17 protein-coding genes are annotated in these 17301 nt (G+C 58.2%); all 17 read left to right on the top strand.

Annotated elements, in window-relative coordinates; translation table 11 throughout:
- Nucleotides 1-273 precede the first annotated feature (273 nt).
- Complete coding sequence (locus PMI11_RS30310) at nt 274-1182, top strand: flagellin N-terminal helical domain-containing protein (protein ID WP_007825047.1); 909 nt, start codon at nt 274-276, stop codon at nt 1180-1182.
- A gap of 286 nt (nt 1183-1468) precedes the next feature.
- Entirely contained in the window at nt 1469-2422 is a 954-nt protein-coding gene (locus tag PMI11_RS30305) for a flagellin N-terminal helical domain-containing protein (RefSeq protein WP_007825045.1), read from the top strand.
- A gap of 196 nt (nt 2423-2618) precedes the next feature.
- Complete coding sequence (locus PMI11_RS30300; protein ID WP_007825036.1) at nt 2619-3257, top strand: hypothetical protein; 639 nt, start codon at nt 2619-2621, stop codon at nt 3255-3257.
- Nucleotides 3254-4534, top strand: a complete 1281-nt coding sequence (locus tag PMI11_RS30295) for a MotB family protein (RefSeq protein ID WP_007825035.1) — start codon at nt 3254-3256, stop codon at nt 4532-4534. Before PMI11_RS30300 ends, PMI11_RS30295 begins: the two co-directional genes overlap by 4 nt.
- A 4-nt stretch (nt 4535-4538) precedes the next feature.
- Complete coding sequence (gene motC, locus PMI11_RS30290; protein WP_007825033.1) at nt 4539-5837, top strand: chemotaxis protein MotC; 1299 nt, start codon at nt 4539-4541, stop codon at nt 5835-5837.
- Between the two features lie 4 nt (nt 5838-5841).
- The gene (locus tag PMI11_RS30285; RefSeq protein WP_037072504.1) at nt 5842-7287 is read left to right on the top strand and encodes a flagellar hook-length control protein FliK; all 1446 of its coding nucleotides are present in this window, start codon (nt 5842-5844) and stop codon (nt 7285-7287) included.
- Complete coding sequence (locus PMI11_RS30280) at nt 7229-7792, top strand: lytic transglycosylase domain-containing protein (protein ID WP_037072501.1); 564 nt, start codon at nt 7229-7231, stop codon at nt 7790-7792. Before PMI11_RS30285 ends, PMI11_RS30280 begins: the two co-directional genes overlap by 59 nt.
- 280 nt (nt 7793-8072) lie before the next feature.
- Nucleotides 8073-8744, top strand: a complete 672-nt coding sequence (locus PMI11_RS30275; protein ID WP_007825028.1) for a transcriptional activator Rem — start codon at nt 8073-8075, stop codon at nt 8742-8744.
- Nucleotides 8745-8871: 127 nt separating this feature from the next.
- A complete protein-coding gene (locus tag PMI11_RS30270) occupies nt 8872-10173 on the top strand; it encodes a flagellar hook protein FlgE (RefSeq protein WP_007825026.1) in 1302 nt (433 codons plus the stop codon).
- Between the two features lie 19 nt (nt 10174-10192).
- The gene (flgK, locus tag PMI11_RS30265) at nt 10193-11647 is read left to right on the top strand and encodes a flagellar hook-associated protein FlgK (RefSeq protein WP_007825024.1); all 1455 of its coding nucleotides are present in this window, start codon (nt 10193-10195) and stop codon (nt 11645-11647) included.
- 3 nt (nt 11648-11650) lie between these two features.
- Complete coding sequence (locus PMI11_RS30260; RefSeq protein WP_007825022.1) at nt 11651-12703, top strand: flagellar hook-associated family protein; 1053 nt, start codon at nt 11651-11653, stop codon at nt 12701-12703.
- Between the two features lie 36 nt (nt 12704-12739).
- Nucleotides 12740-13087 carry a flagellar biosynthesis regulator FlaF gene (flaF, locus tag PMI11_RS30255; protein WP_007825020.1) on the top strand — a complete coding sequence of 116 codons (348 nt, stop codon included), beginning with the start codon at nt 12740-12742 and terminating at the stop codon, nt 13085-13087.
- Complete coding sequence (gene flbT / locus PMI11_RS30250) at nt 13084-13533, top strand: flagellar biosynthesis repressor FlbT (RefSeq protein WP_007825016.1); 450 nt, start codon at nt 13084-13086, stop codon at nt 13531-13533. Before flaF ends, flbT begins: the two co-directional genes overlap by 4 nt.
- Nucleotides 13524-13982 (top strand): flagellar hook assembly protein FlgD, encoded by a 459-nt coding sequence (gene flgD, locus PMI11_RS30245; protein ID WP_007825015.1) that lies wholly within the window; start codon nt 13524-13526, stop codon nt 13980-13982. The genes flbT and flgD overlap by 10 nt, the downstream gene beginning before the upstream one ends.
- Before the next feature lie 122 nt (nt 13983-14104).
- The gene (gene fliQ, locus PMI11_RS30240; protein WP_007825014.1) at nt 14105-14371 is read left to right on the top strand and encodes a flagellar biosynthesis protein FliQ; all 267 of its coding nucleotides are present in this window, start codon (nt 14105-14107) and stop codon (nt 14369-14371) included.
- A gap of 91 nt (nt 14372-14462) precedes the next feature.
- A complete protein-coding gene (gene flhA, locus PMI11_RS30235) occupies nt 14463-16550 on the top strand; it encodes a flagellar biosynthesis protein FlhA (RefSeq protein WP_007825013.1) in 2088 nt (695 codons plus the stop codon).
- On the top strand, nt 16547-17299 hold the full coding sequence (gene fliR, locus PMI11_RS30230) for a flagellar biosynthetic protein FliR (RefSeq protein ID WP_007825011.1): 753 nt from the start codon (nt 16547-16549) through the stop codon (nt 17297-17299). Before flhA ends, fliR begins: the two co-directional genes overlap by 4 nt.
- Nucleotides 17300-17301: the final 2 nt, after the last annotated feature.

The raw sequence follows: 17301 nt of genomic DNA, 5'->3' as shown, positions 1-17301 counted from the left end.
GTCGCTCTTCCGCGGCTAATAGGATCGCGAAACTCAGCCCGCCGGTTAACCGGCGGGCACTATGGAAATCGAGCCGCGCTTCGATGGAGCGCGGCTTTTTTTAATTTCCGTTAACGATTGATTAACCATATTGCTGTCATCTGCGTCTCAACGAGACGGCGAGTTAACCAAATTTAAGAACGGGTTAACAGGCATGAAGGCTGATCGTCGTTCCCGGGCGCTATTCCGGAATGTCCCTTTTATTAACGCCTGCCAATAAGGGGCAATCATTTCATGACAAGCATTTTGACCAACGTAGCGGCCATGGCCGCCCTCCAGACCCTCCGTGGTATCAGCAATAATCTTCAGGATACTCAAAACCGCGTATCTTCCGGCTATCGCGTTGAAAAGGCAGCAGACAACGCAGCTTACTGGTCCATCGCAACGACCATGCGTTCGGACAACAAGGCCCTCTCGGCTGTTTCCGACGCTCTCGGTCTCGGTGCCGCAAAGGTCGATACGGCTTACACGGCCATGGACAACGCCATTGATGTCGTCAGCGAAATCAAGTCCAAGATCGTCGCCGCAACTGAAAAGGGTGTCGACAAGACCAAGATCCAGGAAGAAATCAGCCAGCTCCAGGCTCAGCTCATGAGCATCTCCCAGTCGGCTTCCTTCTCCGGTGAAAACTGGGTTGCCGGCAACACGACCAAGAGCGTCGTTTCAACCTTCGTCCGCGACGGCAACGGCAATGTCTCGGTCAAGACGACCGACTATGTCCTGGACTCGTCTTCCAGCGGCAACGTCCTGTTCGGCATGACCACGACAGGCACTATCGATTCGAGCACCGGCATTATCGGCACCTCCAACGGCACGATCGGCTCGATCTACACCATGAACATCACCTCCTTTGGTCAGCCGGAAATTGCTATGGCACTGACGGCAATCGAAGCCGGCCTGGAGGCAATGACGAAGGCAGCTTCTCAGCTCGGCTCCATCTCCAACCGCATCGAGCTGCAGGAAAACTTCGTCGCGGCCCTCGGCGACTCGATCGACTCCGGTGTCGGCCGTCTCGTGGACGCCGATATGGAAGAGGAATCGAGCAGGCTCACGGCACTGCAGACACAGCAGCAGCTGGCGATCCAGTCGCTCTCGATTGCAAACTCCAGCGCTCAGAACGTCCTCACGCTCTTCCGCAGCTAAGCCAGCGTCGAAGCTGGACCAAACCTTGTGCCGGCAATTCCCGGCAGCCTGGAAACCGCGCCGAAACGGCGCGGTTTTCCTTTTGTTTCAATAGGTTAAGAGAGTAACGGCGCTGCTGCTTCAATCCTCGTTCCGCTCTTGCGGAAGTGGTTGATATCGGGTTAACGTTGCCGGGAGTTGATTTGTTTGCGACGCACCGGTGTGGGAGACCCGCCGGCGGCATGAAGCCAGTTCAGTCGCTGCCGGCAAAACCGGCCTGCCCCTTCACCTTTCCGAGACCATGTCGATGACCGTTAAGATTACCAACGCGGCCGCGGTGAGTGCGCTGGCGGTGCTGCGCAGCATCACTAAAGAATCAACCGACGTACAGCAGCAGATTTCCACAGCGAAGCGGGTCGCGACTGCGGCCGACGATGCGACCTATTGGTCGATCGCGAGCGTCATGCGCGGCGACAGTACCAATCTGGGCACCATTGGCGATGCCCTTGGCCTCGGCGCCGCAAAGGTTGATTCGACCTATACGGCGATGAACTCCGCCATCGATCTTCTCGGCGATCTCAGAGCCAAACTGGTTGCCGCGCGTGAGCCGGGCGCCGATAAGGACAAGATCAATGCGGAAATCACCGAATACAAGAACCAGCTGCAGACGATGGTCGAAGGAACGTCCTTCGCCGGCGAAAACTGGCTGTTGAACGGCGAGCCTGCGGCACCCCCGCAGTGGAAGATCATCGGCAGCTTCGTGCGCGCCCCGACAGGTGAGTATCAGGCGCAGACTATCGACTTTCCGTCGTCCCAAACCATTCTGATAGACAGGAACAATGCCAATGGCGGCCTGTTCACTAAGGACGTCAACGGCAATGCCGACGGCACGCCGGTGCGCAATTATTATCTCCTGAACGCGAACTCCGCGTCGCCGGCGACCGGCACGGAAATCTCCATCAGCAAGTCGACCACCGACTCCCAACTCACGGATATGCTGACGGCCACGGACGCCATGCTCAAGCAGCTTACGAATTCGGCAGCAGGGATTGGTATCATGAAGGCCCGAATCGACGATCAGATCGACTATACCGCAGACCTGTCTGACGCTGTCGACAAGAGCGTTGGCGCCCTCGTCGACACCGATATGGACGAGGCCTCGACCCGCCAGAAGGCTATCGAAACCCAGAAGCAGATGGCCGTCGAAGCTATCTCCATTCTGAACACGTCCGCCAGCAAGATTCTCATCCTGCTTGAATAATGATCGGCGCGGGGGCGGCACCATTCATCCTCGCGCAAGTTTGGGTTTCTAGTTTCCGGCATGAAGGCAGCGTCCGAATCCATGCCGGCGAAAGGCCCTGAGCCTCTCCCGAACCGGAACGGCATGCCGGCAAGGACGATGGTCATTTTTCAAGCGGGGGCATGCCGCGTGCCTCCCGAATACTGGACGGTTTTTTATGAGCATTATGCTTTCCCGGTATTTGAAGGATTTCGGTGAGCCGAGTCCCTCGGCACCGATCATCGATGTGGATGATTTCTCCGCCGAAACCGTCCCCGCATTTGCGGATCTGCCGCGGGAGCCCGAAATCGACGTCGAGGCGGAGCGGCGCGAGGCCTATTCCGAAGGCTTCGCGGCAGCAACCGTCGAATTGACGGAAAAATACGAAGGCGAAGCCCAGGCGGCCGCCGAAGCGCATGTCCGTGAGATTGAGGAGTTGAAACTCCGATACGAGATCGAGGCCGCCGCCGTGATCGCTTCGCGTATCCGCGACATGGCTGAAGAGATCGCCACGCTCGTCAGCGAAGTGACCGCGGCAGCCATCACACCGGTCATGACCGAAGCGCTCGCAAAAAAAGCGACCGAAAATCTTGCCGTCCTGCTGCGGGAGGCGATCCTCGACGGTGCGGCGGCGCCGATCGTCGTGCGTGGTCCGGCCAAGCTTTTCGATATCCTCAAGGATGAACTTGGAGAGCATGCCGCATTGGTTCGCCATCATGAGGCTGATGACGTCGACCTTGCTGCCGAGATTGGTGAAACCGTGCTCGTGACCCGTATTTCCGCCTGGGCGGCTGGCTTGAAGAAAGTTTCCGAATGAGCGACGGCGAAAACCATCACCACGGCAAGAACGAGATCATCATCGTCAAGAAACATGGCGGTGGAGATCACGATGGCGCCCATGGCGGTGCATGGAAAATTGCCTATGCCGACTTCATGACGGCAATGATGGCCTTCTTCCTCGTCATGTGGCTCGTCAACGCCGCCAATGAAGAAACCAAGGCCTCGATCGCGACCTATTTTAATCCTATCAAGCTTTCCGACGAAAAGCCGACCGAAAAAGGCTTGAAGAAGCCCGTCGACCAGGCCGAGGGCGAGCAGAACCAGGAAAAGTCGAAGAATAAGGAAGAGAATCCGAACCAGGGCAAGTCCGCCGCTGACGGTGAGGACCAGACCTCGACCTCCGGCGACAAGACCAATTACTCGGAAGCCGATTTCTTCGAGAATCCCTATTCGGTTCTCGCAGAGATTGCCCAGGAAGTTGGTCAGCAGGCAAACGTCAGCGCCAAGGGTGACGGCGGTGCGGCGGATTCAGGGCCGGCGACCGGTGCCGATGGCGGCGAAGCCTACCGCGACCCCTTCGATCCGGATTTCTGGACCAAGCAGGTCGAAGTTACCACCGCCGGCAAGCCGCAACAGCCTTCGCCGCTCGATTCGCAGGCCGAACCGAATGAACTCGCCAAGGCCGAAAATACCCAGCCCTCCACTCTGCTGAGCAAGGACCCCAACAGCGCTGCCGTCGCCGCTTCGACAGAGAAACAGGCAGACAAGAAGGCGGATAAGACCAAGGACAAGCAGGCGGACAAGACCAAGGACGCTGACAAAAAAGAAGAGGCTAAGCAAGCCGAACAGAAGCAGCAGGCCGAGGAACTACAGCAGGAGATTGCCCAGCAGATCGCGGGCGTCGCAGGCAAGCTCGCCGAGGGTCTGACGGTGACGGCGTCCGAGGGCGGCCTGCTGGTGAGCATTTCCGACCAGAACGACGACTCCATGTTCAACATCGGCTCTGCAGTGCCGCGCCAGGAAATGGTTCTCGCGATGCAGAAGATCGGTGCGATCCTGAAGCAGAGGGGTGGCGCCGTCGCCGTCCGTGGTCATACGGACGGCCGGAAGTTCAAGGGCGATCTCAACGAGAACTGGCGTCTGTCGATGGATCGTGCCCAGAGCGCTTATTACATGCTCGTTCGCGGGGGCCTCGATGAGAAGCGTATTTCCCAGGTTTCCGGCTTCGCCGACCGTCGCCTCAAGCTGCCCGAGGACCCCTACAACGCGTCAAACCGCCGGATCGAGATTCTCGTACAGGCAGATCAAGGATAGTCGTATGACGCGCAGGCAGCATCGCTATTTCAGATATGCGGTCTTCGGCCTGGCGATGATGTCGCCTGCCGTCGGTCATGCCGCGGATGCGGACGATCTCGCGCCGTACAAGATGCTGCGCTCCCTGCAGTTCGTTCAGGACTCGGTTGTAGCAGGCGATCATTCCGCCGGTGAAATGCAGCGCTTCATGCTTGGCAAGATCGATCAGCGCCTGCGCAATGTTGATCCGTCCGTCTACGATGACGATCGCAACGTCGATGCGGCGCTGATCTATGTGATGAGCGGCGGCAATCCTCAAACGCTGGAATATCTCGTCGCCCATGACGTCAACGGCTACTTCGACAATCGCGTCACCGACGTGTTGCGGAAATATCTGAGCGGCAAGGGCCTGCTTGTCTCCAGGACACTGGAGGAAACCGCTAAGGAGTATGAAGGCAAGAAGATCGGCCCTTATCTGGCGCTGATCGGCGGCAATGTGCTGATCGCCACGAAGCCGCTGGACGCTCTTACCCTTTATGACAGGGCGCGGCTCAATGCACCTGGTACGATCGTGGAGGAGGCGGCGCTACGCCGCTCGGTCGCCATCTGCGTCGAAACCGGGCAGGTCGACAAGGGGCTCGCCTATTCGCAACGCTATGTCCGCCGCTTCCTCCATTCGCCCTATGCCAGCCAGTTCGCCGATCTCTTCGTCAAGCTGATCGTCAGCCACGATCACGATGTCAGTCCGCAGACGGTTGTCGATATCCTGTCCTTCATGGACGCGCCGCGTCAGCGCGAGGTCTATCTGCGTGTCGCGCGCGCTGCCGCGATCGCCGGAAAGCCCGATCTTGCCCGTATGGCTGCGCAGCGCGTTCAGTCGCTGGGCGAGGGGACGGACAATCCTTTTGGCCCGCTCGCCGATTTCTATAACGGCATGGCGAACGTCCCCACCGACGATATTGACCAGGCTGCCAAATATATCGCCAATATCTCCGGCGCATCGCTCTCGCCACAGGACCAGGCGCTGCAAGCTGCCGCAAGATCCGTTGCCGAGCAGATATTGCGGGCTCCAGATCCGGCAAGCCTGACACAAGGCTCGACCCCTAATAATACTAATCAAGAAATTACTTCTGAACAGGCTGCAGCCGCCACGGCTGCGCAACCGGAAGGAGCGCCAGCCGCTGCTCCGGAACCTGTTGTCGAAGGCGCGGCTTCTGCTGGCACGAGAAGCCAGGATGTCGACCCTTCATTCACCTCTTTCGTGACGACCAATCGATCCAAGCTCGACGAAATCGACGGTCTCCTGGCCCAAGAAGGCAAGTAAGATGATGATGGATATCAGCGTCTCGGGCGGAGCGCCCGGCACGGATGCGTCTGCGTCCGTAAGATCCGGTCGGGGGGCCGGTAAAGGCGAGGCTGCGGATCAGAATGGCGGCTTCTCGGATGTCCTCTCCAAGGCCGGCAATAACGATCAGGATGCCGATACCGTCGATACATCCGACCAGCAGGGCGCCAACGATGGCGCAGAGACCGTGGCGCACAACCTGCGCGGCCGCAACCCTAAGCCGCTGATCGATCTGAACGACGCCTCGCTCAAGGGACAGGTAGACGCGCAGTCTGAAACCATCGCAAACGCCGGCAAGATGCCTGTGAAGTCTGCAAAGGACCAGAGCAAGGATGCAGCTGTCTTTGGATTGGGCAAGCCGGGTGCCAAGGATCAAGCAGCCGAGACCGCTGCTCAGGCAGTGGGCAAGCCTGCCAAGCAGATCAAGACCAGCGCGCTCGATGGCGACACCGCTGTCGATACGGACACTGAAGCTGGCGACGGCGACATCACCGACGTTCTTGGCCTGCTGAACAAGGAGCCCGGTGATGCCGCGGCTATCCTGCAGGCTTCCGCTCATCATGCCGTCGCGAAGGTGGATGACGCTGCGGCCGGCAAGAAAGACGCCAAGGCCGAAGGCGTAAACGGTGCCAAGGCTGATGCGCATGTGTCGGATGCATTGGCAGCCGTTGCCCCGCATGGCAACGACGCGCATGTGCCGGGAACAGAAAATACTGAAGGTGTCGAAGGCAAAACGTTCAGGATCAGCCGCGCCGATGGCCGTGGCCAGACGATGGACATGCAGATCGGCGCCGAACAGCCGGGCTCCGAGAAGTCGGCAAAGTCGAGCGTCGAAAATGTCTCCGTTCTGGAATCACGCCGCTATCTCGGCCTGGTTCAGAACCCGAATTCCGCGAACGTGACAGCCGCACTTTCGGGTGACAAGGAATGGGCGCAGGCTATGCAGCCGAGCTCCGCCTTGTCGAACGCCGCCGAATGGACAAGCACCGGCAAGGTGGTAAACACCCTCAAGATCCAGATGAGCCCGATCGATCTTGGCCTCGTCACGGCTACGATGCGTCTGTCGGGCGATACGCTGAACGTCGATCTTAAGGTCGAGACCGGCGCGGCCTATCGCCAGCTCAAGGAAGATCACGGCAAGATCCTCGAGGCGCTGCGCAGCCAGGGCTATGCGGTCGATAACGTGACCATCAGCATGGCCCCTGTGGAACGCGCTGATGCCGGCAACCAGGCAAGTAGCCAGGGACAGACTTCCCAGCAGCAGCAACAGTCGCTCGCCCAGCAAGGCCAGGGCGGCGAGGCGCGCGAGCGCCAGAACCAGACAGCGCGGCAGACGGATGGAGGCTTCAATGGTGCGGGCGGGAACGGTGTTGAGAACGCTTCTGCTGTCGACGCTGGCGGCAGCCGCTCTGGCAGCGTTTACCTCTAGCGCATCCGCCTCTACCGGCGCCTGTGAGCGTGAGATTCAGTCCGCTGCGGCCAAATATGGGATCCCCGAGGGAATTCTCTATTCGGTCGGGCTGACGGAAACCGGGCGCAAGGGATCGCTCTATCCCTATGCGATGAACGTCGAGGGGAAGGCTCTGTTTCCAGCCTCAGAGCAGGCCGCGTTGCTGCAATTCGACACCGCCAGCAGGGGCGGTGCGAAGCTCATCGATATCGGATGTATGCAGATCAATCACTATTTCCACGGCGAGAACTTCAGCTCCGTGGAGGAAATGTTCGACCCTCACCGCAACGTGGAATATGCAGCAAAGTTCTTGCGCAACCTCCACGACCGTCACGAAACGTGGACCATGGCGGTAGCCAGATACCATGCAGGACCGAACAATAATCCGGCGCAGAAGCAGTATGTCTGCCGCGTCATCGCAAATCTGGTTGCCACCGGCTACGGCAAGTGGACTCCCAATGCGAGTAATTTCTGCGGAAATTAATTCAATTAATAATTGAATTCACCAATTGTGACCAAACTGTGCCACAGTGTGGCAAGAATCCGGCACGATTCCTGCTTGCAAGGTGTAATTAAGCGGGTGTTAACTTTTCCACGAAATTTTTGTGTGCATAACGTCATTGACCCACTATATGTAGATCAAATCGGTACCCAAATCTTAATCAATTATTAATTTCCGCCATTAACTTTCACGAGTAGCCGCTGATTCGCGCGATTCGTATCCATAGATCATCGATGTGCCACACTGATTCGGAGGCGGACGAATGATCGTAGTGGTTGATGAGCGTGAGCTCGTGAAGGATGGTTACACTTCTTTGTTTGGTCGGGAGGGCATTCCCTCAACCGGCTTCGATCCCAATGAATTCGGCGAATGGGTGCAGACGGCGGCTGATTCCGATATCGCCGCGGTCGAGGCATTCCTGATCGGCCAGGGGCAGCGCGCCATGGAATTGCCGCGTGCGATCAGGGATCGCTCGATGGCGCCGGTGATCGCTGTCAGCGATCAGCCCTCGCTCGAAAACACGCTTGCGCTTTTCGATTGCGGCGTGGACGACGTTGTACGCAAACCGGTGCATCCGCGTGAGATTCTCGCGCGCGCCGCTGCAATCCGCCGTCGCCTGAAGGCGATCGCAAACCACACCGACATCGGTGCCATCCGCGTCTTCTCCGATGGGCGCGATCCGGAAATCAACGGCGAGACCTTCGCTTTGCCGCGCCGCGAGCGCCGCATCCTCGAATATTTGATTGCCAATCGCGGCCGTCGCGTCACCAAGACCCAGATCTTCAATGCGATCTACGGCATTTTCGACGAGGAAGTCGAAGAAAACGTCGTCGAAAGCCACATCTCCAAGCTGCGCAAGAAGCTGCGCAAGAAGCTCGGCGTCGACCCGGTCGATTCCAAGCGCTTCCTTGGCTACTGCATTGATTGGAATTGATTTTTCGGCGCGGGTCGTGCCGCGCGGGAAAGCCGGAATATTTCGGTCGGCGACCGGGCACAACAGACAGCTTCACGCAAGGCCCGCCAAATACTGTTGCACTTAGCAGGTAAAACGAGGTTTTCAGATGAGCATTTTTGGCAGCATGAAGACGGCAGTATCGGGGATGAATGCGCAGGCAAACCGCCTCAGCACCGTCTCCGATAACATCGCGAACGTGAACACCAGCGGCTACAAGGCAGTTTCGACCGCGTTCTCGTCGCTGGTCCTGCCATCGGGCTCCGGTAACTACAACTCGGGCGGCGTGACGACGACGGTTCGTCAGGCCGTTTCCGACCAGGGTGATATTTCCTACACGACCTCCGGTTACGACCTTGCCATCTCCGGTGACGGCTTCTTCATCGTCCAGGGCGCCGACGGTGTTCCCGTCCTGACCCGTGCCGGTGACTTCACGAAGGACGACAGCGGCAACCTCGTCAACTCGGCCGGCTTCACGCTCATGGGTTATCCATGGGGCTCTTCGGCTCCTGCGGTCGTCGTCAACGGTTTTGACGGCCTCGTTCCGATCAACGTTCTCGGCGACCAGAAGTTGGCGGCGGTTCCGACCGCAAACGGTTCGTGGACCGGCAACCTGAAGCCCGGCGCAAAGATTGTGACGGTTCCGGCCAACCTGCCAAGCGCAAACGCCGCTACGGCGACTTCCGACACGCAGAAATACTCGATGGTCACCTACGACAAGCTCGGCAGTAAGGTGATGTACGACATCTACTACACGAAGGTTCCCAATCCCGCATCGCCGCCGGCCGCAGCCGGCACGACCCAGTGGGAAATGGCAGTCTTTCGCAATGCCGATAAGGCGACGACGGGCACCAGCTCGTTCCCCTATTCCTCAGCGGCCGTGAATGTCACCTCGATCCAGTTCAATGACAAAGGCCAGATGACGGTCCCCGCGGCCCCGTCGACGACCAACATCGTCGATCCGGTAACCGGCCTCACCATCAATATGAAGCTCGATCTTTCCCAGGTCGGCGACAATTTTTCTGGTACAGGTAACGTCGACGGCCAGGGCGCAAATTCGCCGGTCGATATCACCATCGACTCCGATGGTATTGTCTACTCCAAGTATGATGACGGCAGCACCAAGCCCGTCTTCCAGATCCCGCTCGCCAACGTACCGAGCCCGGACCTGCTGACGCTGATGTCGGGCAACGTCTACTCGGCCAACGGCAAGTCGGGCGTGACCGTCACCGGTTTCCCGCAGACCAGCGGCTTGGGCAAGATCCAGTCGGGCGCCCTTGAAGGCTCGAACGTCGATCTCGCCGGCGAACTGACTGAGATGATCGAATCCCAGCGCAGCTACACCGCCAACTCCAAGGTGTTCCAGACGGGTTCCGATCTCATGGACGTTCTCGTCAACCTCAAGCGTTAATAAGGGTAACGGGTAAGCCATGTCGCTCACTTCAGCACTTAACACCGCGCAGAGCATATTCAACAATACGGGCGCGCAGAGCAGCATCGTATCGAACAATATCTCGAACGCCGGCAACAAGGACTATGTGCGCCGGCAGGCGATGCTCACCACCTCGCTGAACGGCGCCCAGGTGGTCAAGATCAGCCGCGCACAGGAAGATGCGCTGCTGAAACAGTATCTCAAGGCGTCCTCACAGGACAGCGCCCAGCAAACTCTGCTGAGCGGCCTCGAAGATCTGAAGTCGATCATGGGCGGCAACGATAACGAAACCTCGCCCGAAACGGCCCTGCGTACCTTCCGCGACAAGCTTGGAACCTTCCGCGCCACCCCGGGCGACCTCATTGCCGCCCAGGGTGCGATTACGGCGGCGCAGGACGTGGTAACCTCGCTGAACAATGCCTCCAAGGCGGTGCAGCAGCAGCGTGCCGATGCCGACAAGCAGGTCAAGAACCAGGTCGACTCGCTGAACAGCCTGCTGAAGCAGTTCGAAACGGCCAACAATGCCGTCAAGAAGGCGACATCATCCAACGAAGATCCTTCGAGCGCTCTCGATGAGCGCGAAAAGGTCCTCAAGCAGATCAACCAGATCGTTGGCGTCTCTACGACGACACGCGCTAACAACGACATGGTGCTCTATACAGCCGACGGCACGACGCTGTTCGAGACGATCCCGCGCACGGTCAGCTTTGAGCCGACACAATCCTATGCGGCCGACACAGTCGGCAACAAGGTCTATGTCGATGGTGTGGCCGTCAATATGGGCTCGGGCTCGACGACCAATGCCAAGGGTAGCCTGGCTTCGCTTCTGCAGATCCGCGACGATATCGCACCGACGTTCCAGAGCCAGCTCGACGAAGTCGCTCGTGGCCTCGTGAACCTTTACCAGGAAGACGGCAATCCTGGCCTCTTCGTCTGGACAAACCCGACGACCGGCACCGCAGGCGGGGTTCCGCCGGCTGGCACCGTCATCAAGGGCATCGCCGGAACGATCGCGATCAACGACCGTGTCGTCACCTCCAAGGGCGGCGATCCGATGCGGTTGCGTGACGGCAACATCAATGCAAGCAGCACGGCTGCGAACCCGACGGGTTCGAGCGGTTATACCGCGGAACTCGACCGTCTTTATACGTCGATGGATTCGGGGATTGCATTCGATCCGAGTACCGGTCTGGACACCAATGTCAGCATCCTGACCTTTGCCACCAATTCTATCGGCTGGCTCGAGCAGAACCGCAGCAACGCGACGACGGCGGCGGAAAATACTCAAGCTGCCGCAGCACGAACCGATGAAGCTTATTCCAATGAAACCGGTGTCAACCTCGATGAGGAACTGACGCTCCTTCTCGATATAGAGCAGTCCTACAAGGCGGCGACAAAGATTTTGAATGCCGTTGACGAAATGTTGAAAGCATTGCTGGATATTGCGAGTTAAGCCATGAAAAGCTCATTTATTTCAAGTTCGGCCATCCAAAACGCCATGCGATTGACGATCCGTCAGGCGCAGAACCAGATGACGAAGGCGACGATGGAAGCGACCACGGGCACCTACGCAGATATCGGTGTGTCGCTTGGCGGTTACGCAGCCAAGAGCATCGACTTTACCCGTGAAGTCGACCGCATCAAATCGATCAAGCTGAGCAATGCCCTCGTCGACGCTCGTATGGAATCGGCTCAAACCGGGCTCGATAAAATGAAGAAGGCGGGCGACGGCTTTCTCTCCAAGCTGACCGCACTTCAGAGTAGCCACGATCCGGGCAGCATCACGGTCGCAATCCAGTCGGCCACGAGCGCGCTTTCCACGATGATGGACACGTCGAACTCGATGGTGAACGGCGAATATCTTTTTGCCGGCATCAACACCGACATCCAGCCGCTGACGGATAAAACCGCTGCGACTTCGGCGGCGATCGTGACAGCTCTGAACGCCTATGCGGCAGGCCTGCCGACACCGAAGCCGGTTAACCAACTTACCGGCGACGAGATGAAGACCTTCATCGAGACCAAGGTCGAGCCAATGTTCAGCGAAACGGCCTGGACGGACCCGACGACTGGCTGGTCGAAGGCGTCCAGCCAGAATATGACGAGCCGTATCAGCAATTCGGAAGTCGTTGAATCCTCGACCAACGCCAATTCCGAAGGCATGCGTTACTTCGCTCTGGCGACGGTGGTGACCTCTGCGCTGATGGGGCAGAGCCTCAGCTCGGACGCGATGAGCGCGGTCTCTTCAAAGGCGATCACCTATACGACCAGAGCCACCACGGGTATCGTCACTCAGGGTAGTCAGCTCGGTCTGTCACAGGAGCGCGTCGAGAAGGCAAATGATGCCCTCGATGCCCAGTCGAACATCATGCAGACCAAGCTCGTTGATATCCAGGGCGTCGATCCCTATGAGGCCTCGACCCTTGTTAAGACTTTGGAAACCCAGCTCGAAACCGCCTACACGATCGTATCGAAGATCCAGCAGTTGAGTCTCGTAAACTACCTTTGATGAGCAAAGGCGCGCAATATAAAGAAGGATGCATGAATGTATCAGTTCTCTTATGCCGAGGTCATGCAAGACTCGGTTGCCGACGCGAAAGAGCGGGAATGGCAGGTTCTCGAACGCTCGATCGAACTGCTTTCGGTGGCGCGCGACAAAGAGAAGTACAGCCGGGAGGCTATTGAAGCTCTCTTCTATACGCGAAGGGTGTGGATCAGCTTCATTGAGGATTTGAAGCATCCCGACAACCAGTTGGAAGTCGAGCTCAGGGCGAACCTCATCTCGATTGCGATCTGGATATTGAAGGAATGCGACAGAATTAGAAAACGTCAGTCGAATAACTACCAGGGCATCATCGACGTTACCACCATCATCAGGGATGGACTTAAATGAAAAGTACACTTCGCATTTCTCTGAAAGCCGGAGAAAGAATCTTCATCAACGGCGCTGTCCTGCGTGTCGACCGTAAGGTCGCACTGGAATTCCTGAATGATGTGACGTTCCTTCTCGAAAATCACGTGCTTCAGCCGGAAGGCGCGACCACGCCGCTGCGCCAGCTCTACTTCATTGCCCAGATGATCCTCATCAATCCCGAGGGCAAAGAACATTCGACGGCGATGTTCCGCAAGTCGATCACGATGCTGCTCACATGCTTCAAGAACGAGGAAATCCTCGCCGAACTGAAGCGCATCGATGCACTCGTTTCGACTGGCCGCGCCTTCGACGCGCTGAAGGCGATTCGCGGTCTCTACACGATCGAAGACGGCATTCTCAACAATCACGAGCTGCCCCCGACAATGGTCGAGCAGATTCGCAGGGAGATCGCACCATGGCGGTAGATGGAACTCAGAGCGTAGGTGGAGGCAGCAGCACGTATGGCTCGTCCAATACCGCGCAGCAGAAGGCCACGCTGAACTACGACAACTTCCTTCAGTTGCTCGTCGCGCAGATGAAAAACCAGGATCCGACCGATCCGATGGATGCCAGCGAGCAGATGTCGCAGCTCGCGAGCTTCTCGCAGGTCGAGCAGACGATCCAGACGAACTCGAAGCTCGACACGCTGCTGACGAGCTCCAGCCTGACCCAGGCAAGCGGCTATATCGGCAAGTACATGGAAAGCGCCGACGGCAAGACCAAGGGTACGGTCGAATCCGTCAAGGTTTATTCCGACGGCCTCATTGCAACGCTGGACAATGGCGGTAAAATTCTCATCCAGGCCGGTATCTCCGTTTCTGATTCGGCGCCGACCAACACTTCGGGCGACGATAGCGGTTCGGATGATACCTGAAGTGACGACGGTGCATACGAAACGGATGGGATCTGACGCTCGTTCGTTTGGGTGATGTCAAAAATACCAGTCCGGTTAAAGCCGGGCTGGCTGCTTTCGAGGCGATATGAGGTTGCCTGACGATGAATGAAGCTGATGCACTCGACCTGTTCCAGGCTGCGATCTGGACCGTTCTCGTTGCCGCGGGTCCTGCGGTCATTGCGGCAATGGTCGTCGGTCTCGTGATCGCGCTGATTCAGGCGCTCACACAGGTGCAGGAAGCGACGCTCACCTTCGTCCCGAAGATCGTTGCCGTTCTGGTGACGGTCGGTATTTCTGCCCCTTTCGTGGGCTCCCAGATTTCCATTTTTACCAATCTGGTCTTCTCGCGAATCCAGTCCGGCTTCTGAGCCAACTTCGCGCAAGCTTCGCCATTTAACTGTCGATCCGAACTGGGCGGACTCTGATGTTCGCCTCCTCTCATGAAGAGACGGAATCGTTATGGCGCAACCACCTGCACTACCCCTTCCGAAAGTCGCTCCGAGCCTGCGTGATGTCGGCTTTGCCATGGGCATCATCGGCATCATCTGCATCCTCTTCCTGCCGATCCCGCCGTTCCTGATCGACATGGGGCTGGCATTCTCGATCGCTTTCTCGGTGCTGATTCTCATGGTCGCGCTGTGGATCCAGAAACCTCTCGATTTCTCGTCCTTCCCGACCATCCTTCTGATCGCGACGATGACGCGACTGGCGCTGAACATTGCGACGACCCGTGTCATCCTTTCGCACGGCAACGAGGGGCACGATGCTGCGGGCGGCGTCATCGCCGGCTTTGCAAGCCTGGTCATGTCTGGTGACTTCGTCATCGGTCTGATCGTGTTCCTGATCCTCATCACCATCAACTTCATCGTCATCACCAAGGGCGCCACGCGTATCGCGGAAGTCGGCGCGCGTTTCACCCTGGATGCCATCCCCGGCAAGCAGATGTCGATCGACGCCGACCTTTCGGCCGGTATCATCGACGAGAAGGAAGCCCAGCGCCGGCGCAAGGAACTGGAAGAAGAAAGCTCCTTCTTCGGTGCCATGGACGGTGCGTCGAAATTCGTTCGCGGTGACGCGGTCGCAGGTCTTCTCATTACCGCCATCAACGTCTTCGGCGGCATCATCATCGGTTACTTCCGCCACGGAATGCCGATCGGCGAAGCGGCCGACGTCTTCGTCAAGCTGTCGGTGGGTGACGGCCTCGTCTCGCAGATGCCGGCCCTCATCGTTTCGCTCGCCGCCGGCCTTCTCGTTTCGCGCGGCGGCACCACCGGCTCCACCGACCAGGCGGTCGTCAATCAACTGAGCGGCTATCCCCGCGCGCTCTCCGTCTCGGCCGTGCTGATGTTCGTCCTGGCCCTGATGCCGGGCCTGCCGTTTGTCCCCTTCGTGATCCTCGGCAGTCTTCTCGCCTTCGGGGCCTGGTTCATTCCGCGTCAGGTCGAAGCCGAAAACAAGATCCGCCGTGATGCTGAGGAAAAGAAGGTTGTCCAGAACAAGGAGCTCGAAAAGGACTCGGTCAAGTCGGTTCTCCGCACGTCCGAAATCGAGCTTGCTCTTGGCAAGATGGTTTCGACCCGCCTGCTTGGCGCCCACCAGGAGCTCGCCTTCCGCGTCGGCAAGATGCGCAAGAAGTTTGCCACCCAGTACGGTTTTGTCGTGCCGGAAATCAAGGTCACGGACGATATCGGCATTCCCGAGAAGTCGTACCAGATCCGCATCCACGGCACGACCGTTGCTTCGAACCTTCTGCGCGTCGGCGAAGTTCTCGTCGTCACTGGCGCTGGCCGCAAGCCGAGCATTCCGGGCGACGAGATTCGCGAACCCGCATTCGGCATGCCGGCGGTTTCGATCCTTGAAAACTTCGCCGAAGATTTGAAGCGCGAGGGCTTCCAGCCGATCGACAACGTCTCGGTCGTGTTGACACATATGAGCGAGGTTATCAGAAACAACCTGCCGCAGCTTCTCTCCTACAAGGACGTGAAGATCCTGATCGATCGTCTCGACCCCGAATATAAGAAGCTCGCAGACGAGATCTGCTCGTCGCACATGTCCTATTCGGGCCTGCAGGCGGTGCTGAAGCTGCTTCTCGCCGAGCGTGTCTCGATCCGCAACCTGCACCTCATTCTGGAAGCGGTTGCCGAACTTGCCCCGCATGTCAGAAAGACGGAGCAGATCGTCGAACACGTCCGCATCCGCATGGCCCAGCAACTCTGCGGCGACTTGGCGGACAACGGTGTGCTGCGCGTGTTGCGACTCGGCAGCAAATGGGATCTCGCCTTCCACCAGGCGCTCAAGCGCGATGCCAAGGGCGAAGTCGTCGAATTCGACATCGACCCGCGCACTCTGGAAGAGTTTAGCGAACAGGCCACGAAGGTTATCCGTGAATTCATGGATAGAGGCCTGCCATTCGCCCTTGTCACGTCGCCGGAAACACGCTCCTATGTCCGCATGATCATCGAGCGACTCTTCGCAACGCTTCCCGTGCTCTCGCATGTGGAACTGGCCAAGGGCATCGAAATCAAGATTTTGGGCTCGATTTCATGATTTCAGACCCGCAAGGGACAGTTCTGGCGCTGTTTCTGGTTTTCTGCCGGATCGGTGGCTGTGTGCTGACCCTTCCGGGTTTTTCTTCCGCCCGTGTGCCGGAGCAATTGCGCGTCTTCATCGCCGGCGGACTTTCGCTTGCGGTGCTGCCGGTGCTCTGGGACACGGTTTATCCGTCCGTTCACACCAGTTCGGGCACCTATATCGGCCTGATTTTCAGCGAATCGCTGATCGGTGTGATGTACGGCATGCTCGCCCGGCTCTATACGCTCGGCCTGCAATTCGCCGCCTCGATCGTCTCCATGATGGTTGGCTACACACAGCCGAGCACAAGCGATGTCGTCGAAGACTCGGCCGAAATCAGCTTGACGGCCTTTATCACGATGACCGGTCTGATGGTTCTCTTCATCATGGACTTCCATCACATCGTCTTCCGCGCGCTGATCGATTCCTACACGACCATGCCCTTCGGCGGGTTGATGCAGATGCGCTCCACGCTCATCACCTTTACCGATACGCTGGAGCAGACCACCTACATCATGCTGCGGCTGGCGAGCCCCTATCTGATTTACGGGCTGATCTTCAACATCTCGATCGGCTTCATCAACAAGCTCGCGCCCCAGATTCCGGTCTACTTCATCTCTACGCCTTATCTGCTGATGGGCGGCCTATTTCTGCTCTATTTCTCGATCGCGGCAATGATCAGCCAGTTCGGCCAATCCTTCGCTGCACTATATGTGGGAAGGTGAGG

Origin of the sequence: Rhizobium sp. CF142 (genome assembly GCF_000281145.1) — a bacterium.
Classification (GTDB): domain Bacteria; phylum Pseudomonadota; class Alphaproteobacteria; order Rhizobiales; family Rhizobiaceae; genus Rhizobium.
This window is presented reverse-complemented; position numbering and strand designations above follow the sequence as displayed.